The sequence below is a fragment of the Liquorilactobacillus aquaticus DSM 21051 genome (assembly GCF_001436755.1).
Lineage (GTDB): Bacteria > Bacillota > Bacilli > Lactobacillales > Lactobacillaceae > Liquorilactobacillus > Liquorilactobacillus aquaticus.
This window is the reverse complement of the sequence record NZ_AYZD01000016.1, coordinates 19,390-45,592: the sequence shown is the minus strand read 5'-3', so window position 1 is coordinate 45,592 and position 26,203 is coordinate 19,390. Positions and strand designations below refer to the sequence as shown.

The window sequence follows — 26,203 nt, the reverse complement described above, 5'->3', positions numbered from 1 at the left end:
AATTTGGCTGAACGCAGACCGCTAAATGGACCACTGAGGGTGCGATGAAACCGGGTCAATCCCATTAGTACTTCGCAACGTACGATATACGTCAGTTATCAGGAGTGTGTTAGCACTCTAGTAAGCGTGGGATCAAATTCGCATTCACTTTTATTTGCGTTCTCTTTGATTCCAAAATAAGGTGGCACCGCGGAATAATCCGTCCTTAACGATCATGTTATGGACGGATTTTTTTGTAGTTTTTTTGAAAGGAGACCCTAATGGAATCTAAAAAGCGATGGTATTCTTCCTTGCTCTAGAACGTTAAGTCAATGACAAAGCAATATTCAACTAAATGGAGGAATAACTTATGATTAACGAAATCATCAAAAAAGTTGTTAATAACGAAAATTTGACGTTTGAACAAGCTCAGACTGCTACCAATGAAATCATGAACGGTGAAGCAAGCAATATTCAAATCGCCTCATTTTTAACAGCATTAACAATGAAAAAGGAAACAATTGACGAGATAGCCGGTGCTGCTGCAGTTATGAGAAAACATGCTCACACATTTAACGCATTGCAGCCCGTATTAGAAATCGTTGGGACTGGTGGTGATCACTCAAATTCATTCAATATTTCAACTACTTCAGCCTTTGTCGTATCAGCCGCTGGTATTCCAGTTGCTAAACATGGAAATCGAGCAGCCTCCTCGCTGAGCGGAGCAGCTGATGTCTTGGAATCCTTAGGAATAAACATTACTATTTCACCTGCCCGCTCACAACAAATATTGCAACAAGAAAACATCTGCTTTTTATTCGCACAGAAATACCATGAAGCAATGCGTTTTGTCGCTCCTGTACGTAAAGAATTAGGTATTCGGACAATTTTTAACGTTTTGGGGCCATTAGCTAACCCAGCTCATGCATCAATGCAGCTTCTAGGAGTTTATGATGAGAAGCTACTGGATATAATGCCTTCTGTTTTACAGAAGTTAAATGTAACCTCAGCAATGATCGTCCATGGGCAAGATGGTTTAGATGAAATATCATTAACCGCACCGACACATGTAATTGAACTCCAAAACGGGAACTTACAAAAGTATGAAGTAACTCCTGAACAGTTTGGCTTAACCCGTTGCACCCCTGAGGATTTAATTGGTGGCTCTGCGCAGAAAAATGCAGAAATCACACGTAATATTCTTGCAGGATCCAAAGGGCCTAAAAGAGATGTTGTGTTGCTGAACGCAGCAGCAGCTATTCATATTGCCAAACCCCAAGTTCGATTGAAGGATGCTTTAAAACTTGCTGAAAAAGCAATCGATTCCGGTTTAGCTAAACAAAAACTAGAAAATTTTGTCAAGTTATCCAATAGCGACGTGATTGCTTCATGATCTTAGACGAACTTGTCAAATCTACCCAAAAGAATATGCAGGAACGGCAAAAAGCCCTTAAATTAGATACTTTAAGAAAAAAAGTCACAACTATTCCCATTACAAAAAACTTTTCCTTTGAAAAAAAACTAGCTGATGACAACTTGAGTATTATTGCCGAAATAAAAAAAGCTTCACCGTCCAAAGGCGTGCTTGTCAACAATTTTCCTTACCTGCAAATTGCTGAAGAATATGCTGCAGCTGACGTTACTGCTATTTCAGTTCTAACTGAAAAAGATCATTTTCAGGGAAATATAAAAATTCTGCAAGAAGTTGCCGCTTCAACAAGTATCCCAATACTCAGAAAAGATTTTATCATCGATTCTTATATGATTTACGAAGCAAAAGTGAGTGGTGCAAGTATTATTCTGTTGATTGTTGCGATTTTAACTGATCGCCAAATAAAGGCTTTCCTCAAACTAGCTGATGATCTGGGAATGTCTGTAATTGTTGAAGTTCATAATAAGCAGGAAATAGAACGAGCACTCAAGGCCAAAGCTCGTGTTATCGGGATCAACAATCGAAATTTAAAAACTTTCGATGTCAATATCCAAACAACTGTCCAACTCAAAAAATATATTCCGACAGATGTCCTACTCATATCAGAAAGTGGCATAAAAGGTAAAAATGAAATCTCTGCGCTAAAGCATACTGGGATTAACGGCATCCTAGTCGGCGAGTACTTGATGCACGCATCTGATAAAAAAACAACAATCGCTGACCTCAGAAAGGTAGGCAATCTTGACTAAAATCAAAATATGCGGCTTAAAGCGGAACCAAGATATTCACACTGTAAATAAACTGCTCCCAGAGTTTATTGGCTTTGTCTTCGCTCCCAGCCAACGGGAAATTTCTTTTGAACAAGCAAAAAAACTACATTCTTTGCTCTCACCTTTAATCAAAACCGTTGGAGTTTTTGTTGAACCATCAAATAAAGATGTGCTAGCTCTATATTCGATGGGAGTTATCCAAATTGCACAGCTTCATGGAAATATTGCTCATAAACAAATCAACTTTTTACAAAAAAATGGTTTGAAAACTATTCATGTTGTAAAAAATGCACGTTCAGCTAAAAATTCTCCAGCTGAATACGTTATGTTTGATTCTCCTAACCCGGGCTCTGGAAAGACCGCTGATTTAGATAAGATACCTCGCCAGCAACGTCCCTTCGTCATTGCTGGCGGTCTCAACTCCAGCAATGTTACACAAGTTATCGAAAAATTCCATCCTGATATCGTTGATGTCAGTTCCAGTATTGAAACAAACGGGAAAAAGGATCCTCAGAAAATAAAAGAATTTATAAGGAGTGTTAGAAATGCAAAGTAATCTGAAAAAAGAACAGAAAGCAGGCCGTTTTGGTGAATTTGGTGGTCAATACATTCCTGAAACTTTAATGCACGAGATCGATCGGTTAGTAAACGCTTATAATTATTACAAAAATGATCCTACTTTTAAAAAAGAACTCACTGATTTACTGCATAAATACGCAAACCGTCCCTCCCTTTTATATCATGCTCAAAAAATGTCTAACGATCTTGCCGGTGCACAGATTTATTTTAAGCGTGAAGACCTCAATCATACTGGTTCTCACAAAATCAATAATGTCTTAGGACAAATTTTATTGGCTAAGAAAATGAAAAAAACACGAGTAATTGCCGAAACTGGTGCTGGGCAACATGGTGTGGCTACAGCGACAGTTGCTGCACTTATGGGAATGGAATGTGAAATTTTTATGGGAGAAGTTGACATTAAACGACAGTCTCTCAACGTCTACCGCATGCAGCTTCTTGGTGCTAAAGTTCATTCCGTCACAACTGGGACTGGTACGCTTAAAGATGCCGTTAATGCAGCCATGCAGGAATGGGCAAGCAGGACCGCAGATACACATTATGTCATCGGCTCTGTTATGGGACCCCATCCTTTTCCAACAATGGTCCGTGATTTCCAAGCATGTATCAGTGCCGAGATAAAAAACCAACTAATCAAAGAAACGGGCAAACTACCTGATGCCGTCGTTGCTTGCGTGGGTGGCGGCAGTAACGCTATAGGTGCTTTCTATCATTTTATTAAAGACAAAAATGTAAGATTGATCGGCTGTGAAGCTGCTGGAAAAGGTGTTGACACTCAAAAACATGCAGCAACTTTAGAACGTGGAACAACTGGCATCTTTCACGGTATGAAATCCATATTTTTACAGAATGATGACGGTCAAATTGATGAAGTTTATTCAATTTCTGCTGGGCTTGATTATCCTGGAATTGGCCCAGAACATGCTGAATTAGCAGCTAAAAATCGTGCCGAATATGTGGGCATCACAGATGATGAAGCTGTCGCAGCATTTGAATATCTCGCACGCGAGGAAGGAATCATTGCGGCAATTGAAAGTTGTCACGCTGTCGCCTACGTAAAAAAAATTGCACCTCAGATGAATTCGAGCCAAATTATTGTTTGCAATCTTTCTGGACGTGGCGATAAAGATGTAGCTGCAATTGCACGTTATCGAGGGGAGAAAATTTATGACTAATATTAGTGATGCTTTTAAAAATAAAAAAGCTTTCATTGGCTTCGTTGTTGCTTGCGATCCAAACTTTGAAAAATCTATTGACTATGTAGAAACCTTGGCCGATGCTGGAACCGATTTAATTGAGATTGGTGTTCCCTTCAGTGATCCAATTGCTGATGGTCCAGTAATTCAAGAAGCTGGGCTGCGGGCTTTTAAAAATGGAGTTTCAACAAAGCGCGTTTTTGAAATGGTAGCCGAAATTCGCAAAAGGACTTCTGTTCCATTAGTCCTCTTGGTTTATCTAAACAACGTTTTCAAGTATGGTTATGCTAATTTTTTTGATACCTGCCATCAATTAAATATCAATGGCGTTATCATCCCTGATCTTCCAGTAGAGGAACGTTCGGAGGTTGCATGTTTTGCCCAAAAAACCGATTGTTCATTGATCCCATTAGTAGCTCCCACTTCAGGAAATCGCATAAAAAAAATCGTTGCTGAGGCTAATGGATTCGTTTACGCTGTTTCATCACTTGGGGTAACTGGAGCCCGGGACAGGATCACAACTGATCTAGATACATTAGTTTCTGATATTAGAAAATTTACAAATACTCCTATTGCGGTTGGTTTTGGAATTCACTCGCCTAAGCAAGCCGCAAAAATCACCCAAACTGCCGATGGGGTAATTGTGGGTTCTGCAATCGTCAAAATAATTGCACAAGAAGGAATGCATGCTGAAGAAAAGTTGATTGATTATGTCAGTAATATGAAAAAAGCACTTAAACAAACAGAAATTAATCAAATTTAACAAACCAGCAGCAACTACATGTATATATGAAAAACTATATTTTCTAAATCTGTTTTACTGACCAATGTTTTCTTCATACTAGGCAAGCTTAATTGACTCCTATTCCTAACTAAAAAAGAAGAGAATGAAAGACCAAACCCTCTGTTTGGCTTTTCATTCTCTTCTTAATCTTTATTGCCTACAAAATCTCTTAGCAGATTTATTTTGATTTTACTAATTACTAAATGAAATTAACTATTTCCATTAATATCGGTACAACTATAACAAATAAAACCGTGCTTGTCGTAACAACATTGGTGGCATACTCAACATCGCCGTGAGATTGACCGACCAAGATCGGCAGAACAGCCAGTCCTGGGGTTGCAGTTTGTATGATCAAAGTATTTTGCTCAATATTGGGAATTGCTTGTCCCATATTTTTGAAGATAATCATGATAACGATCATAATTGCTGGTGCCACAACAAAACGCCCGAGCAGCGCAAAAATTGTATCCTTATCAAAATGAATTGACTTCAACCCTGCATCCGCCAAAATAATTCCAATGTAAATCAAAGACATTGGAGTAACAATCCCACCAACCATTGAAAATGTCTTGTCAAAGAATTGCGGTAATGGTAACCCAAGTAGCAACCATACCAAGGCCACTAGAAAACCAACAAGCGGCGCTGGTAATAGTTTTTTCCAATTGAATTTACTGTCATTTTGACTTTTTCCCTGTTTCGTCGGATCATCGTTAGAAATAAAGAAAACACCAATTGCCCACGTTGAAACTGTATTAGCTACGTAGTAAATTAGAAAATACGGTAAGCTGACATTGCCAAATAATGCAATATTCAACGGCAATCCAACAAAAATAGTATTGGCATTAACGAACATATTGATGAACGTTCCACGACGACCAGGCCGTACACGCAATACTTTTGTCAAGATCCACGCGACTAAGTATCCAGTAACAAAACTAATCAACACATAAATGAGTCCACTGGATAGACTAACTAATTTACTACGCGTCAGATTATCTAATACTGAAACAAATATCGATAACGGCAAAGCAACATTCATAATTAAAAAAGAAATACTGCCCTTAAAACTATCATCGAACTTGCCCTTACGTCTTAGAAAATATCCTAATGCAATCACTAAGATAATTTGACCGACACTTGATAATGAAGTTAAAAATGCTGCCAAAACAACCACACTCCTAGTTTTTTATCAATCTGTTAATTCTTTATATTCAGGAACCCATTTCAAGTCAGCAACTGCTTTCTTTACGTTGTCGATCGGCTCCTTATTCAAGTTTTGAGCAACTGCGCTTTTTGCAACTGCTTCGGCGACAGTTTGCGAGAAAATATCTAACTTAGTAACTGGTGGTAAAACAGCAGCTCCTGGTTCAGTTGGGTCAACAATCCCGCCTAGTGAATGGGCTGCTTTGCTGATCATTTCGTCATTAAGTAACCGTGCCTTAGCAGCAATTGTTCCCAATCCCAGTCCAGGATAAACCAAAGCATTATTAGCTTGTCCTATCTCATAAGTAACTCCATCCAATTCAACTGGCGCAGCTGGGATGCCTGTTGCAACTAATGCTTTGCCATTTGTCCACTTCAATAAATCTTCAGCCTTCGCTTCAGCTAATTTAGTTGGATTAGATAATGGGAAAATAATTGGTCGCGCAGTATGGGCTGCCATTTCCTTAACAATCGATTCCGTAAAAGCACCCGGTTGAGTTGAAGTTCCCACCAATATTGTTGGATGTACTGCTTTGACCGCATCTGCAAGGGTTTTTAATTCGTCTGCATTAGCAAATTCACTACGCTTGCGTGCAAATGGTTTTTGTTCTGGTGTCAAGTCCGGATCATCATCAAATAATAGACCCTGCTTATCAACCATGTAGAAGCGTGAACGTGCTTCTTCTTCTGACAAACCTTGTTGCAACATTTCTTCATAAATACGTTGTGTAATTCCTGCACCTGCTGTTCCAGCACCGAAACTCATGTAAACTTGATCAGTGAAAGCCTCACCCGAAATATTTAATGCACCCAATAATCCAGCTAAAACAATGATACCAGTCCCTTGAATATCATCATTGAACGTTACGATCTTATCTTTATATTTATTCAAGATATTAGCAGCATTACTGCGACCAAAATCTTCAAAGTGCAAATATAAATCTGGGAAAAGTTCCTCAGCTGTCTGAACAAAACGATCAACAAAATCATAGTATCGATCACCACGAACACGTTCGTGACGGTTGCCCAGATACAACGGATCTTCCAGCAAACTCTGACGATTAGTTCCGACGTCTAAAACAACGGGTAAAACTTCACTAGGATCGATTCCTGCAGCAGCAGTATAGACCATTAATTTACCAACAGAAATATCAACTCCCTGTGTTCCCCAATCACCAATACCTAAAATACCTTCAGCATCGGTTACCACAATAAGCTTAATGTTTCGACCAGAAGCAGTATTTTTTAAAGCTGCGGCCATTGAATCAGGATCATCAATCGACAAGAAAGCCGCATTTTGAGGATTAACGAAAAGCGAACTATAATTTTCAATCGTATCAGCAATCGTCGGATCATAAACAATTGGCATAAATTCAGCAATGCGCTGACTAAAAAGCTTATAAAATAAAACACGATTTTCATTAAAAATTGACATTAAGAAAATACGTTTCTCTAACATTGATGGTTTCGTCAAATATTGTGCGTAAGTTTGTTTAACTTGATCATCTATTGTTTGGACATGCGGTGGCAATAAACCTACTAATCCCAGTTGCTGACGTTCAGTCATGGTAAAAGCAGTCCCCTTGTTGAGAAACGGGTTATTTAAAATTTGTTGTGCGTTTTCATGCATCAAAAAAATCTCCTTTGTGTAAATTCAATTAATTGCTGTGAAAGCATAGCATTCCCAAAAAACTATAGTCAAACTTTGTAGGTGTGATAAAATAAATTTATAAGAGAAACTCGCAGCACATCTTACAGAAATAAAAAAACGCATAACGTAAAAGTGATTCTTAAAATTACGTTATGTGCTCTTAGTTTTTTTGAACCCAATTGCTTTTAAGTTCTCAGGAGGTTTTTATGAAAATTCGTGATTTAACTTACTTTTCAAAGTTAGTATCTTTAAAAAATTTCACTGCTGTTGCTGACTATTTCTCAGTCAGTCAACCAGCAATTACTATGGCAATCAAACGTTTGGAAGATGAATTCAACACCGTTTTACTTCATCGTGATCAATCACATCAATCAATTTTGCTTACCCCTAGTGGGCAACAACTTCTGAAACATGCCAATCGCATAATTGATGAAGCTGCTTTAACTAACCTTGACATGGCTTCATTAAAAACTGAACAAATCCGCTTTGGGCTCCCACCGATCATCGGTAATTATTTTTTCCCAAAAGCTGCTTCACAGTTAGCCAAAACTAATTTACTTGATCAACTGTTAGTTACAGAAGCAGGGTCTAGTGAATTATTGGCAGCCTTAGAAAATGGCAAACTTGATATTGCTTTACTCGGCTCCACACATTCCCTCAATAATGATGGCTTGAGTGCAACGCTCTTAGCAAAGCATCATTTCAAGATAATTGTCAGTCCTCGATCACACTTAGCTTCGTTAAAAAAAATTGCTTTTCAAGATTTGCACAATGAGAAATTCATTATGCAGACTGAAGACTTTGTTCACCCTACTGCCTTTGGTGCGCTAAATAAAATCTCATGTATTGACCCACAAATTATCTATAAAACGGGTGATATTGCGTTGCTTAAAAGCATGATCCACGAGAATATCGGTATTGGATTCTTGACTGAAACAGCAATTACACCCCAGGATGACATAATCAGTTTGGATCTAACCGATTCATTCCAACCCGAATTCTTAATTTCGCTGGTTTTCCGCCAATCACAGCTACTATCTCAAACCAAGCAAAACCTTATTCATCAACTAACACAGAGCTTAGGCTCCTACTCCAGCAATACAAATCAGCTAGGTAAGTAAAATCTACTGGCTTTATTTCAACAAATAATCGTTCAATTTAAACTTACACCATGTAAATTTAGCTAACAGCCTTAGCGTAATTCTACATTTTGAGGAACAATTGAGTTTGAAATACAAAATTTTTTTACATCTTCTAAAACAACAATATGGCCCAAAAGGCAGTATACTTATGCTTCGAACTTTCAAAGGGGTTGGGAGAATGCGTTATTCCTTTTATTTTTTTGTTCGAACACAAGCTACTGGCTTTTGGGCCATATTAAGACTGAGTTTAAATAATTTATTACCTTAATTTTTGCGCAGCTGCTTCATCTAAAATGACAGTTACGTCAGAATGCTGTTGCAGCACACTGGCTGGGCACTGCCGTGTTACAGGACCTTCAATCATATTTTTAACAGCTTCTGCTTTTGATTCTCCAAAAGCTTCTAAAATAATCTTCTTAGACCTTAATATTGATCCTATTCCCATCGAATATGCATAACGTGGAACATCTTGTTCATTATCAAAAAAACGAGAATTTGCAGCAATTGTTGATTCTGTAAGCTTCACTTTATGCGTTTTTAAAGCAAAGTCTGTTCCCGGCTCGTTGAAACCAATATGTCCATTCCTTCCAATCCCCAGCAATTGAAGATCAATCGGATTTTTTTTAATAATCAAGTTGTATCTGCTGACTTCTTTTGTTTCATCGGTTGCTTCTCCATCAGGTAAATAAGAATGGTGAAACGGTTTATACTGAAACAAGTTCTGCTGCATGTAATAATTGTAACTCTGCGGATGACTTGCACTCAAACCAACATATTCGTCTAAATTAACCGAAATGCTGCTGCTAAAATCCAAATTGCTGCGCACAATCGCTTCGTAGGTCGTCACCGGTGTGCTTCCAGTTGCTAATCCAAAAACAGCATCATTCTTTTTTGCCAACTCGTTCTTAAAAAACTCATAAGCAGTTTGTCCACCTTGTTTTTTATCTTCAACAACAATAATTTTCATCAGAATTTACCTCCAGTAAATTGGTATAGTCCTATTATAATTGGGCTATACCAAAACTGCAAGCAAAAAAGCTTATTCCTTTTTGATAACGATGACTAACGCCAAACACCACTGTTTCTATTAATAATTTTACCATCTCTGTAAGCGTTTGTAAATATTTAAAAGTATATTTAAGCTTTTTTAAGCGCAGATGAAAAAAATCCGTTATTGCTACGGATTTTAAACAGTATCATCTAATAAAATTAGCAAATCATAAAAAATTATAAAAAAGTAATTGACATAGGATTAAAAATACGTTAAATTGATAGACAAATAAAGAAAGGAGTCCTCAACATGGTTTACGAATACACTGCAACTGCAACAATTGAATTCGCCCTACTACTATGACGAAGGACTCTGACGAAATGTGTCGAGTCCTATTTAGCGTTATGGGAATGGGGCTCGAGCTAAGATGGTTAGCGTCTCATTCTTAACGAATGAGGCGTTTTTTTTATAAATAAATATATTACATGATTCAAAAATAACTGGGAGGTTATACTTATGACAAAAAAAATTCAATTTTTTGATACAACCTTGCGTGATGGTGAACAGACAATTGGTGTTAACTTTTCAATTGATGACAAAATAGAATTAGCTCATCAATTTGAATCTTGGGGAGTAGACGTAATCGAAGCTGGTTTCCCTGTTGCTTCAAAAAATGATTTTGAGGCCGTTCGGCGTATTGGACAAGAAATAAGGAAAACTAATGTTGTCGGTTTAGCTCGTTGTGTCCAAAAAGATATTGATGCAGTTTCCGCAGCTTTAAAAGACGCGCCTACTGGTCAGATACATGTCTTCATTGCAACCAGTCCAATTCACCGTAAAACTAAATTGCATATGACCCAAGATGAAGTGATCGCTGCAATCAAACATTTTGTCAGCTACGCAAAAAAAAGCTTCAATAATGTTGAATTTTCACCGGAGGATGCCACTAGAACAGAATGGGACTTCTTGGTGAGAGCAATTAGAACTGCTATCCATGCTGGCGCAACCGTCATTAATATTCCTGATACAACTGGTTACACAAACCCGCATGAATTTGCTGCTATGTTTGACTATATGCGTGAAAACATCCCAGAATTTGATGCTGTGATTTTCTCTGTTCACTGTCATAATGACTTGGGTATGGCTACAGCTAATGCATTAGCTTCAATTAAACATGGCGCAACCAGAATCGAAGGTACAGTCAACGGTATCGGCGAACGCGCTGGCAATACCGCCTTGGAAGAAGTTGCAGCCGCTATGTATGTCCGCAAGGACTATTACGACGCAGAAAACAATATTGATCTTAAGCAAACATTCAAAACGGCTACTATGGTCAGTCAGAAAACAAAGATGCCTATCCCAAGTAATAAAGCTATTACTGGTTCAAATGCTTATTCCCATGAATCTGGTATTCATCAAGATGGCTTCTTAAAAAACCATGCTACGTACGAAATTTTGACTCCTCAAACTGTGGGGATAGCACATGCATCAATCCCACTGGGAAAATTGTCTGGTTCCCATGCTGTTGCTGTTAAATTGAACGAGATGGGTTACCAGGTTACTAAGGAAGACATGCGGCGCATTTTTCCTATTTTCAAAGCAATTGCTGATAACCAGCAATTAGTCTCTGATACAGACTTAGAACAAATTATGAAAAAAAATAAAGTAGTACAATAATTTTTATCCAGAAAGGTGTTCAGCAATGTCTAAAAAAGTAATAGCAATTCTTCGTGGAGACTACATTGGACCAGAAATAATGGAAGCCGGTTTGACTGTTCTGAAAGCTGCTAGTGCAGATTCAAATTTTCAATATCAAACGATTGATTATCCTTTCGGCGGTGAAGCCATTGATAAATACGGCGATCCCCTTCCTCAACAAACTATTGAAGGCTGTAAACAAGCAGATGCTGTATTATTGAGTGCTATTGGTGGCCCTAAATGGGATAATGCCAGCAAGCGTCCTGAAAAAGGGCTTTTGGAGATCAGAAACAGATTAGGACTTTTTTCCAACATACGTCCTACCAAGGTTGATCCCAATTTGTCTCGTTTTTCACCTGTAAAGCAGGAAGTACTCGACAATACTGATTTTGTGATTGTCCGTGAATTAACCAGTGGCATCTACTTTGGAACACCACGGAAACAAAATTCACAAGATGCACTTGATACTTCAACTTATACAGTGCAAGAAATCAAACGTATTTTGAAAATTGGTTTTGACATGAGCATGCGTCGGCGAAAACACGTGACGGTTGTCGATAAAGCAAATGTTCTCGCAACTTCAAGGCTCTGGCGCAAAGTCACAGAAGAATTCAAACAAGAATATCCTGAAGTAACAGTCGATTATTGCTACGTTGATGCCGCTGCCATGAAAATTATTACACATCCTACCTCTTTTGATGTCCTGATTACTGCTAATTTATTTGGCGACATTCTAAGTGACGAAGCTTCGGTGCTGACAGGATCATTAGGAACAATTCCATCAATGAGCGCAGGCACAACCGGCCCTAACCTATATGAACCAATTCATGGATCTGCTCCGGACATCGCCGGAAAAGGAATTGCCGATCCAATTTCAATGATTCAAAGTATTGAGATGATGCTGCGCGAATCCTTTGATGAGAGCTATATTGCTGACAAAATAGCGGAAGCCGTTCAAAAAACGATTGAAGAAGGAATAACTACCCCCGACATAGGCGGAACTGCGACAACACAAGAAGTTACAACTAATATTGTAAAGAACTTGAAAGGATGAACAAAATGGGAAAGACATTATTTGATAAACTCTGGGAAAAACATGTTATCACAGGTGCTCCAGGAGAACCGCAATTGATCTATATCGACTTGCACTTAGTACATGAGGTTACATCTCCACAAGCATTTGAGGGATTGCGAGTGAACCATCGCCATGTCCGGCGCACTGAAAGGACATTTGCAACGATGGATCACAATGTTCCTACCAAAGATATCTTCAATATCAAGGATGCCATTTCACTTAAACAAATTGAAACACTTAAAAAGAATTGCAACGAATTCGGAATTCGATTAGCGGAAGTAGGATCTGAAGATCAAGGCATTGTCCATGTCATAGGACCTCAATTGGGGTTAACTCAGCCTGGGCAAACAGTTGTCTGTGGCGATTCGCATACAGCAACGCATGGTGCTTTCGGTTCAATTGCTTTTGGAATCGGGACATCCGAAGTTGAGCATGTTTTAGCTACACAAACGATTTGGCAATTAAAGCCCAAAACAATGGGTATTCATTTGCGTGGGAAATTGCAAGAAGGTGTTTCAGCTAAAGATATTATCATGGCGTTAATCGCCACTTATGGTGTCGACTTTGGGACAGGTTACGCTCTTGAGTTTTACGGAGATACAGTAGACAGCCTTTCAATGGAAAACAGAATGTCAATCTGTAACATGGCTATTGAAGGCGGTGCAAAAATGGGGATGATGAAACCCGATCAGACTACTTTTGAATACGTTAAAGGACGTAAATATGCTCCTAAAAAAATGGAAGAAGCAATTGACTACTGGAAGCAATTTTACACTGACAGTCCTGCTGATTACGACAAAGTCTTAGAATTTGATGTCAGTGACTTAGCCCCTTATGTTTCTTGGGGAACTAATCCTTCGATGTCTGTGCCAATATCAGGAAAATTACCTGATATCGCCGACATGAATTTTCAACGTGCGTATGACTACATGGATCTTAAGCCACATATGGCTGCTAGTGCCATCCCTATTCAATGGATCTTTATTGGGTCTTGTACAAACGGACGTTTAGCTGATCTGCAGGAAGCTGCACGTGTCTTGAAGGGTCATCACCTCGCTAAAAATGTGACCGCGTGGATTGTTCCGGGATCAAGAACCGTTAAGAATGATGCTGAGAAACTCGGGCTCGATAAAATTTTTAAAGACGCAGGTTGCGAATGGCGTGATCCAGGATGCTCAGCTTGTTTAGCCATGAACCCTGATAAGATACCAGCTGGTATTCATTGTGCCTCGACTACCAATCGAAATTTCGAAGGTCGTCAAGGAAAAGATGCCCGCACGCACTTAGCGAGTCCAGCAATGGTTGCTGCTGCCGGCATTCATGGACATTTTGTTGATATTAGACAGAAAGAGGTAATTTAAATGGAAGCTATCACAATACACAAGGGAACAACGATTCCATTGATGAATAATAATATTGATACAGATCAGATCATTCCAAAACAGTTTTTAAAAAATATCTTAAAAACTGGTTATGGGAAACATCTTTTTCATGATTGGCGTTTTTTAGATGACGGGCGCCCCAATCCGAACTTCATCTTGAATCAGCCCGAAAGGCAGGGTGCGACCATTTTAATCAGTGGCGAAAATTTTGGTTGTGGTTCCTCACGTGAGCATGCCGCATGGGCATTGAAAGATTGGGGTTTTAAGATCGTCATTGCTGGAAGTTACAGTGATATTTTCTTTATGAACTGTACAAAAAATGGTGTTCTTCCCATTATTTTACCTCTTGAAGCACGTCAAAAAATGGCTGCTATCTCACCGGAGGAAAAAATAACAGTAGACCTCCCGCAACAAACAGTAGAATGCAAAAGTGAAAAATACCATTTTGATATTGATTCAACTTGGAAGAAAAAATTTATTAATGGCACAGATGATATTGATGTTACTTTGGACTACTCAGATAAAATTTCTGAATTTGAAAATTCGATGCCCTCATTTTCTTAAGGATGTGACTTATGATTGGACAACACTAACGCTTTATCACAAAACAACACCGACTATATTATGAAACAAAACCTGCATGTTAGAATGGATAAAATTCAACCAACTAAAACATTTTATAAGATCTTCACTTTAGTTTCAGCTGGAATGTTCCTCGATGCAATTGACGTTTATCTCGCAAGTGGTGTCAGCAGCTATTTATTAAAAGACGGTTGGTCAACACTTTCCTTAAATTCAGCTTTTCTTTCCGTCGGTTTCTTTGGACTCTTTCTCGGCTCAATTTTTGCCGGTTTAATCGGTGATTTATTTGGTCGTAAAAGAGCTTATCAGCTTAATTTACTGGTTTTTGGATTTTTCACCCTGCTGGGCGCATTTTCTCCTAACATGCCTTTTCTGATTATCTGTCGCCTTATTGCAAGCATCGGACTAGGTACAGAAATCGTTACCGGATATGCCATGATTAACGAATTCTCACCCATTAAGACACGCGGTAAATGGTGCGCTTTAACCTCTTTCGTTGCAAACTGCGGCGCTCCGATAACAATGCTGCTATGTACATTAATCATTCCACGTTTTTCTTGGCGTGCAATGTTTGTTATCTCTGGTGCTCTTGCATTAGTTCTTTGGTATTTCAGACGTAATTTACCTGAATCCCCACGCTGGTACATAGCGCATAATAAATATAAAGATGCTCAAAAAGTAATTGAAAGTATCGAAGATGAGATGAAGACGGAAAATACACGGCCCGCGGCACCCGTTTCGTCGAAAACCGCGGCGCTTAATTCAGCCGAATCCGACAAACACTTCGTTCGGAATTTACTTGTTGCAACTTTTGCTGTTTCCGCAACGATTGTATGTCAATACACCTTCACTTCTTGGGTGCCTACCTTGCTTGTCAAACAAGGCATCAATATTGTTTCATCCTTAAGTTTCACCACAGTAATGCTGATGGGAGCACCATTTGGAGCATTTGTCGGTGCTTTAGCTGTCGACCGCATAGGTAGAAAGCCTACCATTGTTTCTGCCTTTACTCTTGCAGCAATCCTCGGCATACTTTATGGACATCAAACACAGCCAATATTAGTTATGCTGCTTGGTTTCTGCCTTACCTCTTGCTTCTACATTTTAATGGCATCGGTTGTGGGGGTCTATGTTTCAGAACTTTTTTCAACAAAGTATCGTTTCCGAGGCGCTGGCGTTGCTAATGGTGTCTCAAAATTAATAACTGTTGGGATGCCCTTCGTTGTTTCGTGGTTAATTGCTGTCTCAAATCCGACTATGATCTTCATTTTAATAAGCCTTTTTGCACTTATTGCCGGTGTAGTGGTCCTCTTTTTCGGCCCAGAGACAAATAATAAGATATTGGAATAAATGTTTCATACACTTTACTTACAAAACAGCAATTGACTAGGAATCAAAAAATTTCAAACACTAAAATTAGAATTACAAAGATAGTCTGTTTTTTTAATATAAGTAACTTGTTGTTAGTCACAAAGCTGACTATTGAAATACTTTAATTTGTACTAAATAAATGAATGAGTATAGATCAAAAATCACTTTGATTCATACCCATTCTCTTTTTTTGGGACTCGAGTGGTTTTACTTTTATATTCTGCAAATTTATTAGAGTATGACAGCAAGCAGAAATTTTTGAGTCATGATTAAGCAAAATCAATTTCAACTTAATCATGTCGTCTGCTCCCACCTTCATAAATCTTGTCTTAACCTGCAAGAACTTTTTTTGCTTTCTATCTTTGCTTTTTTTTCTTAAACACCCTATTATTATAAAAAAGCTATAACATTCAAGAAAGAGTTAGGAAGGATCGCATGCCCGAAATTAAAAATTCACAAATAGTTTTTCGTCAAGTACAACGAAAAGATATTCCGCAACTACTAGAAATTTACGCTCCCTATGTCAAAAAAACTGCTATTACTTTTGAATATCAAGTACCCACAGCCGAAGACTTCGCGCATAGAATCACTGAAATTTCCTTAAATTATCCTTTTATCATTGCTGAACAAGATCATGAAATTCTAGGTTACGCTTATCTATCATCATTTCATCCTCGTGCTGCCTATGCCTGGTCAGCTGAAATTTCAATTTATCTAAAAAGTAGCAGCCGGAGGAATGGTCTAGGTCGTCGTTTTTACACATTACTGGAAAAAGCAGCCAAACAGCAACATATTTTAAATTTGAATGCCTGCATTGGTGTTTCACCAAAGCAAGACTCACGCCTTCCACCAGACAGTGTTACATTTCATGAACACATGGGGTTCAAGCAAACCGCACATTTTCACAATTGTGGATATAAGTTTTCTACTTGGTACGATATGATTTGGATGGAAAAACAAATTGGCCAGCATAAAGCTTCTGTTGACCCTGTAATACCTTTTCCAAAATTGAAAACTAGTATCTTGAATGGATTTCAAGCGGAAAAATAAGCAATTAAATCAATTGGTGTTAAGATTAAGGTGATATCTAAAACAATTCAAGGAGTGATTTCTTATGAGTGAAAATGTACTGTTCAATCCTGGCCAGGCTATTTCCAGTACTTTTGATTTCAATGAAGCCTACGTTTCTGCCCAGATTTATCGTAAGAAAAGCAATAAACCCTTACTTGTTGTTCAAGAAAAAGACGGTAAGTTATATTGTGTTTTCGACAAATCAACTGCGCAAGAAAATAGCATGGAATCCAAACAGTATCGCGTGATCAAACATCTTGATTAACTGATAAATATCAAAAAACATCATTCGGGGGGATATTAATTGGTATCTAAACAATCACTGATCCTTAACGACAAGAATATGGTCCCATTAATCGGATTTGGTACCTACAAACTAAACGGTGCTCAAGGTGTTAATACAATTACACAGGCACTGAATAATGGCTACCGTGCGCTTGACACGGCCGTTAATTATGAAAATGAAGGAACAGTTGGTCAAGCAATTAAACGTTCAAGTATTCCGAGAGAGCAGCTGTTTGTGAGCTCTAAATTGCCTGGACGTCACCACCATTATCATGAGGCAATCGTTACTATTCAAGAATCATTGTACAGAATGCAGCTTGATTATTTAGATCTGTATTTGATTCATTGGCCGAATCCGTTAGAAGACAATTACGTTGAGGCATGGCAAGCCTTGATAGATGCTCAAAAATTTGGTCTCGTCCGCTCAATTGGCGTCTCAAACTTTTTACCAGAACATATTGATCGTTTGGAACGAGAAACAGGGGTGCTGCCGGCCATAAACCAAATTGAGTTGCATCCCTACTGGTCTCAATCTGAACAAAGAAAATACAATGCGGAACATAAAATTGTAACACAGGCATGGAGCCCCATTGGACGTGCAAATGCTGTTTTAAGTGAACCCGTTATCCAAAAAATTGCTCAAAAGCATTCCAAAACGGTTGGTCAAATTATTTTGCGCTGGGAAATACAGCTTGGGGTCTCTGTCATACCTAAATCAAGTTCGCAAGTACGGCAATTACAGAACAAAGCTCTCTTTGATTTTGAACTTTCCACTGCTGAAATGGATTCTATTACGAATCTTGATAAAACAGATGGGCGCAACAAAAATCAAGATCCAGCGACCTATCAAGAATTTTAATTATTAAATGTATCAATTAAACTTGCCCTATTCTTGCTGAATTGATCAAAGAATATTCTCCCATATATTGTGACATTTGTGTTTAGTCACTTACGGGTTAGAAAGATGGACAGTCTTATCTTCGGAACAGAACAACTTAAACAGAAATACACCACACTAAACCTAAAGCGGCTATGACAAAATTAACATCTGTCATAGCCGCTTTAATCAACTTCAAATATTCGATTTAACATGTCATTCTAGTTAGTAAAAAAATTCAAAGCACCGCTTATTCTCGATGAAACCGATTCTTAAATAATGGACTGACAGACTTGTTTTCATGAATGCGTTTAATTGCATCGCCAATCAGTGGCCCAACAGAAACTTGGAGAAGTTTATCAATTCTTTTTTCCTCTGGTAACTTAATAGAATCGGTAACTACCAGACGTTTAATAGGTGAATTCTCAATTCTTTCAATTGCTGGTCCCGACAATACTGGATGAGTTGCACATGCGTAAACCTCAGTTGCTCCAGCATCCTTCAAAGCTTGTGCTGCTAATGTGATTGTACCCGCTGTATCAATCATATCATCTATTAAAATACAACGTTTTCCGTCCACTGCTCCAATAATATTCATTACTTCAGCAACATTGGCCTTGGGACGACGTTTATCGATAATTGCAATTGGTGCTTTCAAAAATTCTGCAAGTTTACGCGCGCGCGTCACACCCCCATGATCAGGTGAAACAACGACTGCATCTTTTTCAAGTCCATTATTAAGGAAATAATCTGCCAGCAAAGGCGCTCCCATCAGATGATCAACTGGAATATCGAAAAAGCCTTGAATCTGAACCGCATGCAAGTCTAAAGCAACGACACGGCTTGCACCAGCTTTCACTATCATATCTGCCACTAATTTTGCAGTAATCGGCTCGCGTGGACGCGCTTTACGATCTTGACGCGCGTAACCATAATAAGGGACAACCACATTTATAGTCGATGCACTTGCACGCCGCAAAGCATCAATCATAATCAATAACTCCATCAAGTTATCATTCACAGGTGCTGAAGTTGATTGAATAATGAAAATCTCGTCTCCACGGATACTTTCTTCAATATTGATTCTTATTTCTCCATCACTAAAACGGTCAACGGAAGTTTTTCCTAATTTAACTCCCACAGCTTCAGCAATTTTTTCAGCCAAAGGTTTGTTCGAATTCAAAGCAAAAATTTTGAGCTTCGGATCAGCATAATATCCAGACATGACAGCCTCCATAATTTATATTTATCTATAGATAATACTATTCATTTTTGCGATTAAAATCAAGATTATTAGTAGTTATCTTTTAACAATTTAATTCTTTACATTATTTTTAGATGTTTCTGCACAAGGGTATCTGTCGTAATATCCTTTTTTATTGACCTGTCTTCCTCTGGCAATAGCCATATCATGCGCAGAAACGTCATCTGTAATGGTTGAACCTGCAGCAACATAAGCATGGTCAGCAATGTGCAGAGGTGCTATCATGTTCGACGCACTCCCTATGAAAGAATGATCTCCGACAACTGTGTGATGCTTATTTTTACCATCATAATTAACAAATACACATCCACAACCAACATTGATATCTTTACCTAGTGTTGCATCTCCAACATAGGTCAAATGACCTACCTTGGTATTCTCACCAATTTCTGCTTTTTTAACTTCAACAAAATTTCCAATATGTACTTTTTTGCCAATCTGAGCAGCTGGTCGTAAATGACTGTATGGTCCAATATTGCTTTCATCTTGCATTTCAGCATCTTCAAGTGTTGAAGCAGTAATCGTAACACCATTATGAATAACACTATCAGAAATATCGGAATTGGCACCAATCAAACAGTCTTCTCCGATCACAGTCTCACCTCTTAAAAATACACCAGGTTCAATAATCGTGTCGGCACCAATTTTTACGTCTGTATCAATATAAGTTGTTTCTGGATCTATTAAAGTCACACCAGCGCGCATGTGTTTCTCATTAATACGCTGACGCATCAATTTAGTTGCTTCCGCCAAAGCAACTCGATCATTAACACCCATTGATTCCGAGAAGTCCTTCATCTTGTAAGCTGCAACTATTTCATTTTGTTTCTTAAAAATTTCCATAACATCTGTTAAATAATATTCTCCCTGAACATTATTATTATTTATTTTATGCAATGCATTAAACAAAGCCTCATTGTCAAAACAATAAACACCCGTATTTATTTCTTTAATTGCAGCTTCTTCTTTTGTAGCATCTTTTTGTTCAACAATTTTCTCTACAATACCTAAGTCGTTTCGCACAATTCGACCATATCCAAATGGATTTTCAGCCGTAGCAGTTAACACAGTAGCAACTGCCCCTTTTTGCTGATGATATTCAAATAATTCATTAAATGTCTGAGTTGTAAATAACGGTGTATCACCACAAGTAATCAGCGTTATGCCTTTTTTTCGCCCGAGCAACTTTTCTGCTTGGAGTACAGCATGACCCGTTCCCAATTGTTCCTTTTGCAAAGCATATTCAGTTCGATCACCCAGTGTTTCTTCAACTTTTTGTGCCCCATGCCCCACAACTGTCACTACTTCATCCATATTATTCTTTTCGATTTGTGTAAGTACATGTTCTACCATTGTTTTTCCACAAACCTTGTGTAAAACCTTGTACAGTTTGGACTTCATTCTTGTACCTTGCCCAGCTGCAAGAATAATTGCATATTTTGCCGTCATTTCTTAATCTCCTCTAATTTGATATGTTCCTAATACATGATACCGTAGTGGCAATTAGTGTGCAAGACAGCCTGATACTTAACAAAACTTCCATGTATTCTGATTATTGTTTTTGGAAAGTAAAGCAGACTGGCAGAAATATTGCAAATAACGGGAATTTTTGAGCAGAAACGATGAATTATGCACAAAATTCTACTTCGACTGTGAATAATCCCTCTCCAAACAAAAAAGATTGGTCTTGCAAACGCACTAATATGGAAAACTTAAGATAAATTACCGTCTGAGATCACAGGGCAGGCAGTCCCAGAACTCCCTAATTTTCTAGTTGCGTACATTCTTATTCTATCTTGGACAGCTAATTTGCCTTTGCTTAACTATGGAAACTCATTTTTCGCCTTAAACTCTTGCATCCTGTCTATTTTCGTTCATCCAACGCAGATACTTTCGTAAGCAGCAAAAAATGTGTAGTTTTTCTTATTTTCCTTCATCAAAAACTTTTTTAAGATAGTTTCCTGCACTGACTTGAATTGTTTTATCCAATGTGTTTACCTTATCTACCTTCAAAAGAGACGTATAATCATCTACCATTCGATGCCCTTCAAATGAGGCTTCCGCGAAAACAGTTATTCCAACCATTTTAGATTCGAATTCTTCAATCATACTTTTCATCCCATTAACTGTGCCGCCGCCCTTCATAAAGTCATCCACGACAAGGACGTTTGACCCTCTTTTCAAGCTTCTTTTGGAAAGTTCCATTTTTTCAATCCGTTCACTTGAGCCTGACACATAATTAACAGATACAGTCGATCCTTCAGTTATTTTTGAATCCCGCCGCAGAATAACAAACGGAACATTTAAATAGCTGGAAACACTCTGAGCAATTGGAACACCTTTTGTCGCCACAGTCATAACTGCATCTATTTGTTTACCAAGATATTGTCGTGCAATTACACGACCAACCTGACGTAGGACTTCAGGTTTCCCTAGCAAGTCAGAAAGATAAACATACCCCCCTGGCAGTAAACGATCTTTTTCAGAAAGCTTTTCTGTCATAGTCTCAATAAATGCACGTGCCTCTTTTTCATCAATAGATGGTATGTAACGTGCTCCACCAGCAGCTCCTGGAATCGTTTCGAGGACACCAATTCCTCTTACCTTGAACGTCCGTTTTATGATTGCCAAATCTTCACTGATTGATGATTTGGCAGACTCATATCTTTTAGCAAAAAATGTTAATGAAATCAGTGTGTGTGGCCTTTCAAGCAAATAATTTGTCATGTCAATCAAACGATCACTTCTTCTAGTTTTCAAAACAATGCCTCCATAAGTTTGTTTTTCTATAAAAAAATCTGCTGTAAAATAATCTAAGCATCATTATAATCTATTTTACGTGATTTGAATAGTAACTTTATCATTATAATGAAAATTGTTCGTTTTTAAGTGCAATCAACTACTTTGTACCCCGCTTAATTAGAAATTTTTCATAAATCTCTAACATTCGACATTTAACAAAAAGTCTCCATAAAAAAGACTAGTCCAAAACTCACATTTTGAACTAGTCCGTCTGCATGATGTTTCAATATTTGTATTAACGTATTCTAGTAGCCGGTTTTCTTAGTAACCTATATTCTTTTCTTACACGCCTTCTTAAAACTATTATTCGCGCCACCTATCTTATATTTCAAGCAGCAAATCTTGCGGTTTTATCCATTTCAAACGATCCACAAAAAGATACCTTGAAACATACGCCAATATAACTGGTAATACAACAAAAAGCAAACATATTACAGTAAGATTAAGGAGGGTTGCTGGCATTTGGCGATAGGCCGTTAAAGGACCAATCAATCCACTGAACCCAAAACCAGCACTCATTGGGGTTCCTTTAATTTCAAATAACGCTCCTAACAGTCCCATCATTCCTGCATTAATTGCTAATGGGAAAAATAGACGCGGTTTTCGCAACATATTCCCCATCTGAATCTTTGGCGATCCAATAAAATGAGCTACTGTCGTTCCAAAATTATTAACAGAACTTCCATAAACAGCTAGCATAAAACTCCCTGCAGTAATTCCTAAATTTGCAGTTCCAGAACTGATCCCAGCCAGCCCGATTGCAGTTGCAATTCCTACCGAACTTATTGGAGACACAATTAAAACTGCAAAACTAATTCCCATCAATGTTCCCATGAGCAACGGTTGTAATGACGTAACGTGAGTAATCATCGCACCAATCGATGTTGCAATTAACCTTACACTTGGGAGCATTAATAAACCTGCCCCGCCAGCAAACACAATTACTAAGAGTGGCAAAAGCAATATTGTGTAATTTTTAAACTTATTGCCCAATACTAATGCCAGCCCCACAGCCAAAGCAATTGTTATCCCTGTATTAATAATATCGCCCGTTCCCTGCAATATAAATTGGCCATTTTTCGAAGTCATAACGCCAGAACCAATCATTGCGGCAATTGCAACAGCCGAACTTTGAATTGGATTGAGCTTAAATTGCATTCCGACACAAAAAGCGGCAATTGCAGGCAGTAAGCTCATCGCAAAATTAGTCATCATAATTATTTGTGCTGCAACTGCAAAATTTTCTTGCATAGCCTGCATCAATTGACCTACAAGAGCTGAAGGCAATAATGCTACTACCACACCTAAACTGATTCCATTCAAGATATTCATAGTATATTGTCTACCGGTCATTTTTATTTCCATTTATAAAACTCCATTCAGGATACTTGGTGAACGCTGTATTTACCGTTCAAAATAGCTAATACATCATCCAAACTAATATCAACCATGTTCTTAACAGCAATATTCGTGTAAAAGCCAATATGAGGAGTGATAATTACATTATCCATCTCACGCAATCTGATTAGTTGTTCACTCGGTAATTTTTTGCCTTGCAAATCAAAATTAAAGAAATTTTCCTCGCCAGTCAAAGTATCAAGTGCTGCGCCTGCAATTCTCTTTTGATCTAAAGCTTGAATTAAGGCGTCTGTGTCAATAACCGGCCCACGACACTCATTTACGATAAATGCCGTCGGTTTCATAAGGGATAATGCCTCTTCATCGATCAAATTGTAACTCGTCTCATTTAAGTCTACATGTAGACAAATGACGTCTGCTTCAGCTAAAACCTCTTCCTTGCTTTTGTACGTCACAACATCTTTCAAATCAGTACGTTCTTTTAGATCATTAGCTATTACTTCTGCCCCAAGGGCTTTGAATAATCGTGCTGTCGTTGCACCTATCCTGCCTGCCCCGATAATCCCAATTGTTAAAGAATGAATTTCCTTTGCTTGCAATCCATTCCAGCGATAGTCTTGTTTCTCCATTCTCTGATCAAAGATCTCAAGATTACGGATTAGTCTCATTGTATGCGTAAGTGCTAATTCTGCCACAGATCTTGGAGAATATGCGGGTACATTCGTTACTTGCAGACCATTTTCTCGCGCTGCTTCAAGATCAATCATATCAAAGCCGGCAGTTCTTGTTGAAATCTGCTTCAAACCCGCTTTTCTCAAAATAGGATAAACACTTGCCTCAACTTTGCTTCTTTGCTGAATCACCAGTCCATCATAGCCTTGAATTTTATCAGCTGTGTCTTCATGTAAATCCCACTTGACTGTATCGACCTGAACTCCTTTTCTTTGCGACCATTCTTTTATTGCATTTTCTTCATCATCACGCACACTTAGCATTAGTATCTTCATTTCATATGATCTCCCTTTATTTTTTGTTTTCTTTTACGTATTTTTTAATTCGTCCAACTGCTAATTTAATACTTTCAAGACTCGCTGCATAGCTGATACGAATATATCCTTCACCGCCAGGTCCAAAACTGCTTCCACTAATGACAGCTACCTTTGCCTTAGAAGCTAAATCGTATATAAATTTTTTATCGTCCTGAATCAGTCCACCTGGTATTTTGGCAAATAGATAAAACGCACCTTCTGGTTTTGCACATTCAAAGCCCAGCTCAGTCATTTGAGCATACAGATAATCTCTGCGTACGCGATATTTATCCCTCATTGCAGATCCATCCTCAATACCATTTTTAAAAGCTTCGGCAGCGGCAGCCTGTGTCATCGTTGACGTTGTCGTCACGGTAAATTGATGTACCTTGCTTAATTCACTTGTTATTTCGCGTGGTGCGCACATCACTCCTATTCTCCATCCGGTCATTGCATGTGATTTTGAAACCCCGTTGATCAGAATCGTCTGCTCTCTTAGCTTTTTTGTCATCGACACATGTTTCTCCTCGTAGGTCAGTTCACTGTATATCTCATCACAAAGCATAAAAATATTTTTTCCTCGAACAACATCAGCAAGCATGTCTAAATCAGACTGTCGGTACGCAACTCCAGTAGGATTAGATGGATAGTTCAAAACAACTGCTTTAACCGCATCTCCATGTTCATCTAATGCTGCTTTAAGCATTTCCGGAGACATTCTGAAATTATTTTTGGATGTATCCACCAAGATAGGGGTTGCTTGATTCAAAATCGTGATAGCGATATATAAAGGAAAAATCGGTGTTGGGATAATTACTTTGTCACCTGGATTTAAAATTGAAGTTAAACTTGTATAAATTGCCTCTGTTGCACCGTTTGTAATAATAAGCTCATCCTTAGGGTCATAGTCTTGCCCATATTTCTGCTTCAAAAAATTACTTGCAGCTTCTCGCAATTCTATTGTTCCATTCGATGGCGCATAATGAGTTTGATCCTCAGCTATACTTTTTATCCCAGCTGCTTTAATGTGTTCAGGCGTAGCGAAATCCGGCTCTCCCATCGTAAATTTGATAATATCTGGAATTTGAGAGGCAAATTCATCAAAAGCCCTAATGTCTGAAGGCTTTAAGAACCGCAATTCTTTTTTCATACTGTCAGCTAATGATTTCACAAAAAAACTTCCTTTCTTACATTAAATTACAAAAGCCTAAGGACCTTCAACAGTCCTTAGGCTTTAAAAAAATTACCTTGCTTAATTTAAAAGCCGCCAGACTATTGTCACATCTGTGCGGCTTTGTTTGATTTCTAGTTAACAAACAAACTTTCGTTCTCCTCACAGGTGCAAATACGTTTTGCATACGTGTTTGCACCTCATCGTCAGATAAACTACAAACACTTGTGAAAAAACCAAAAGTAATAAAAAGTATTCAATTGTTGAGTAAGTCCTATTTGTTTATGCATGATTAAAAACTCCTTAGAATTGAATAAGTACAATATAACTTATCATTTTTAAGCTGTCAACCTAAAAAACTTACTAAGATATACTGAATAAAGTATATTTCTTTAATTCAGGATTTTGCTCTCTGTATTTATTCACTTAAAAATGAATAAAAAACCATTTTTAACATTTTTTTAGCATATTTAACAAATATTGTTGCATTTTATGAATATAAATGTTA

At 38.1% G+C, this 26,203-nt stretch carries 23 protein-coding genes; 14 read left to right on the top strand and 9 right to left on the bottom strand.

What is annotated here, in order from left to right; translation table 11 throughout:
- The first annotated feature begins 349 nt into the window (after positions 1–349).
- Genes trpD through trpA form a run of 5 tightly spaced genes read left to right on the top strand, consistent with a single transcriptional unit; the run spans position 350 to position 4,719 of the window.
- Entirely contained in the window at positions 350–1,372 is a 1,023-nt protein-coding gene (gene trpD, locus FC19_RS05655) for an anthranilate phosphoribosyltransferase (RefSeq protein ID WP_057876025.1), read from the top strand.
- Positions 1,369–2,160: an indole-3-glycerol phosphate synthase TrpC gene (gene trpC, locus FC19_RS05650; protein WP_057876024.1), complete on the top strand. Its 792-nt coding sequence runs from the start codon at positions 1,369–1,371 to the stop codon at positions 2,158–2,160. The genes trpD and trpC overlap by 4 nt, the downstream gene beginning before the upstream one ends.
- Positions 2,153–2,737, top strand: a complete 585-nt coding sequence (locus FC19_RS05645) for a phosphoribosylanthranilate isomerase (RefSeq protein WP_057876023.1) — start codon at positions 2,153–2,155, stop codon at positions 2,735–2,737. The genes trpC and FC19_RS05645 overlap by 8 nt, the downstream gene beginning before the upstream one ends.
- Positions 2,727–3,935: a tryptophan synthase subunit beta gene (gene trpB / locus FC19_RS05640; RefSeq protein ID WP_057876022.1), complete on the top strand. Its 1,209-nt coding sequence runs from the start codon at positions 2,727–2,729 to the stop codon at positions 3,933–3,935. The genes FC19_RS05645 and trpB overlap by 11 nt, the downstream gene beginning before the upstream one ends.
- Complete coding sequence (gene trpA / locus FC19_RS05635; RefSeq protein WP_057876021.1) at positions 3,928–4,719, top strand: tryptophan synthase subunit alpha; 792 nt, start codon at positions 3,928–3,930, stop codon at positions 4,717–4,719. Before trpB ends, trpA begins: the two co-directional genes overlap by 8 nt.
- A 220-nt stretch (positions 4,720–4,939) precedes the next feature.
- On the opposite strand, the gene FC19_RS05630 is transcribed toward trpA, so the two are convergent.
- Both FC19_RS05630 and FC19_RS05625 read right to left on the bottom strand, forming a co-directional pair.
- Positions 4,940–5,908, bottom strand: coding sequence for an AEC family transporter (locus tag FC19_RS05630; protein WP_057876020.1), 969 nt, complete (start codon positions 5,906–5,908; stop codon positions 4,940–4,942).
- Between the two features lie 24 nt (positions 5,909–5,932).
- Positions 5,933–7,576, bottom strand: coding sequence for a malolactic enzyme (locus tag FC19_RS05625; protein WP_057876019.1), 1,644 nt, complete (start codon positions 7,574–7,576; stop codon positions 5,933–5,935).
- Positions 7,577–7,803: 227 nt separating this feature from the next.
- Here FC19_RS05625 and FC19_RS05620 point away from each other — a divergent pair, with 227 nt between their 5' ends.
- The gene (locus tag FC19_RS05620; protein ID WP_057876018.1) at positions 7,804–8,718 is read left to right on the top strand and encodes a LysR family transcriptional regulator; all 915 of its coding nucleotides are present in this window, start codon (positions 7,804–7,806) and stop codon (positions 8,716–8,718) included.
- A gap of 280 nt (positions 8,719–8,998) precedes the next feature.
- On the opposite strand, the gene nagB is transcribed toward FC19_RS05620, so the two are convergent.
- Positions 8,999–9,706, bottom strand: a complete 708-nt coding sequence (gene nagB, locus FC19_RS05615) for a glucosamine-6-phosphate deaminase (protein ID WP_057876017.1) — start codon at positions 9,704–9,706, stop codon at positions 8,999–9,001.
- A 540-nt stretch (positions 9,707–10,246) separates the two neighbouring features.
- Here nagB and FC19_RS05610 point away from each other — a divergent pair.
- The 8 genes from FC19_RS05610 to FC19_RS05570 all read left to right on the top strand — a co-directional run bounded on the left by FC19_RS05610 (position 10,247) and on the right by FC19_RS05570 (position 18,053).
- The gene (locus FC19_RS05610; protein WP_057876016.1) at positions 10,247–11,407 is read left to right on the top strand and encodes a 2-isopropylmalate synthase; all 1,161 of its coding nucleotides are present in this window, start codon (positions 10,247–10,249) and stop codon (positions 11,405–11,407) included.
- 25 nt (positions 11,408–11,432) lie between these two features.
- Positions 11,433–12,482 (top strand): 3-isopropylmalate dehydrogenase, encoded by a 1,050-nt coding sequence (leuB, locus tag FC19_RS05605; RefSeq protein ID WP_057876015.1) that lies wholly within the window; start codon positions 11,433–11,435, stop codon positions 12,480–12,482.
- Between the two features lie 5 nt (positions 12,483–12,487).
- The gene (leuC, locus tag FC19_RS05600; RefSeq protein WP_057876014.1) at positions 12,488–13,864 is read left to right on the top strand and encodes a 3-isopropylmalate dehydratase large subunit; all 1,377 of its coding nucleotides are present in this window, start codon (positions 12,488–12,490) and stop codon (positions 13,862–13,864) included.
- Entirely contained in the window at positions 13,865–14,449 is a 585-nt protein-coding gene (leuD, locus tag FC19_RS05595) for a 3-isopropylmalate dehydratase small subunit (protein WP_057876013.1), read from the top strand. It abuts the gene before it with no gap.
- 60 nt (positions 14,450–14,509) lie between these two features.
- Complete coding sequence (locus FC19_RS05590; RefSeq protein ID WP_057876069.1) at positions 14,510–15,817, top strand: MFS transporter; 1,308 nt, start codon at positions 14,510–14,512, stop codon at positions 15,815–15,817.
- 456 nt (positions 15,818–16,273) lie between these two features.
- Positions 16,274–16,888 (top strand): GNAT family N-acetyltransferase, encoded by a 615-nt coding sequence (locus tag FC19_RS05580; protein WP_057876011.1) that lies wholly within the window; start codon positions 16,274–16,276, stop codon positions 16,886–16,888.
- Between the two features lie 64 nt (positions 16,889–16,952).
- Complete coding sequence (locus tag FC19_RS05575) at positions 16,953–17,174, top strand: hypothetical protein (protein ID WP_057876010.1); 222 nt, start codon at positions 16,953–16,955, stop codon at positions 17,172–17,174.
- A 78-nt stretch (positions 17,175–17,252) separates the two neighbouring features.
- Positions 17,253–18,053, top strand: a complete 801-nt coding sequence (locus FC19_RS05570) for an aldo/keto reductase (protein WP_057876068.1) — start codon at positions 17,253–17,255, stop codon at positions 18,051–18,053.
- A 268-nt stretch (positions 18,054–18,321) separates the two neighbouring features.
- Here the strand turns inward: FC19_RS05570 and FC19_RS05565 are convergent, their stop codons facing one another.
- From FC19_RS05565 to FC19_RS05540, 6 genes are all read right to left on the bottom strand, one after another.
- Positions 18,322–19,296 carry a ribose-phosphate diphosphokinase gene (locus tag FC19_RS05565; RefSeq protein ID WP_057876009.1) on the bottom strand — a complete coding sequence of 325 codons (975 nt, stop codon included), beginning with the start codon at positions 19,294–19,296 and terminating at the stop codon, positions 18,322–18,324.
- A gap of 90 nt (positions 19,297–19,386) precedes the next feature.
- On the bottom strand, positions 19,387–20,784 hold the full coding sequence (gene glmU, locus FC19_RS05560; RefSeq protein ID WP_057876008.1) for a bifunctional UDP-N-acetylglucosamine diphosphorylase/glucosamine-1-phosphate N-acetyltransferase GlmU: 1,398 nt from the start codon (positions 20,782–20,784) through the stop codon (positions 19,387–19,389).
- Between the two features lie 474 nt (positions 20,785–21,258).
- Complete coding sequence (gene purR, locus FC19_RS05555; protein WP_057876007.1) at positions 21,259–22,095, bottom strand: pur operon repressor; 837 nt, start codon at positions 22,093–22,095, stop codon at positions 21,259–21,261.
- 363 nt (positions 22,096–22,458) lie between these two features.
- A complete protein-coding gene (locus FC19_RS05550; protein WP_057876006.1) occupies positions 22,459–23,502 on the bottom strand; it encodes a PTS sugar transporter subunit IIC in 1,044 nt (347 codons plus the stop codon).
- Between the two features lie 14 nt (positions 23,503–23,516).
- Positions 23,517–24,503 (bottom strand): D-2-hydroxyacid dehydrogenase, encoded by a 987-nt coding sequence (locus tag FC19_RS05545; protein WP_057876005.1) that lies wholly within the window; start codon positions 24,501–24,503, stop codon positions 23,517–23,519.
- 16 nt (positions 24,504–24,519) lie between these two features.
- A complete protein-coding gene (locus FC19_RS05540; protein ID WP_083488375.1) occupies positions 24,520–25,695 on the bottom strand; it encodes an aminotransferase class I/II-fold pyridoxal phosphate-dependent enzyme in 1,176 nt (391 codons plus the stop codon).
- Between the last annotated feature and the right edge of the window lie 508 nt (positions 25,696–26,203).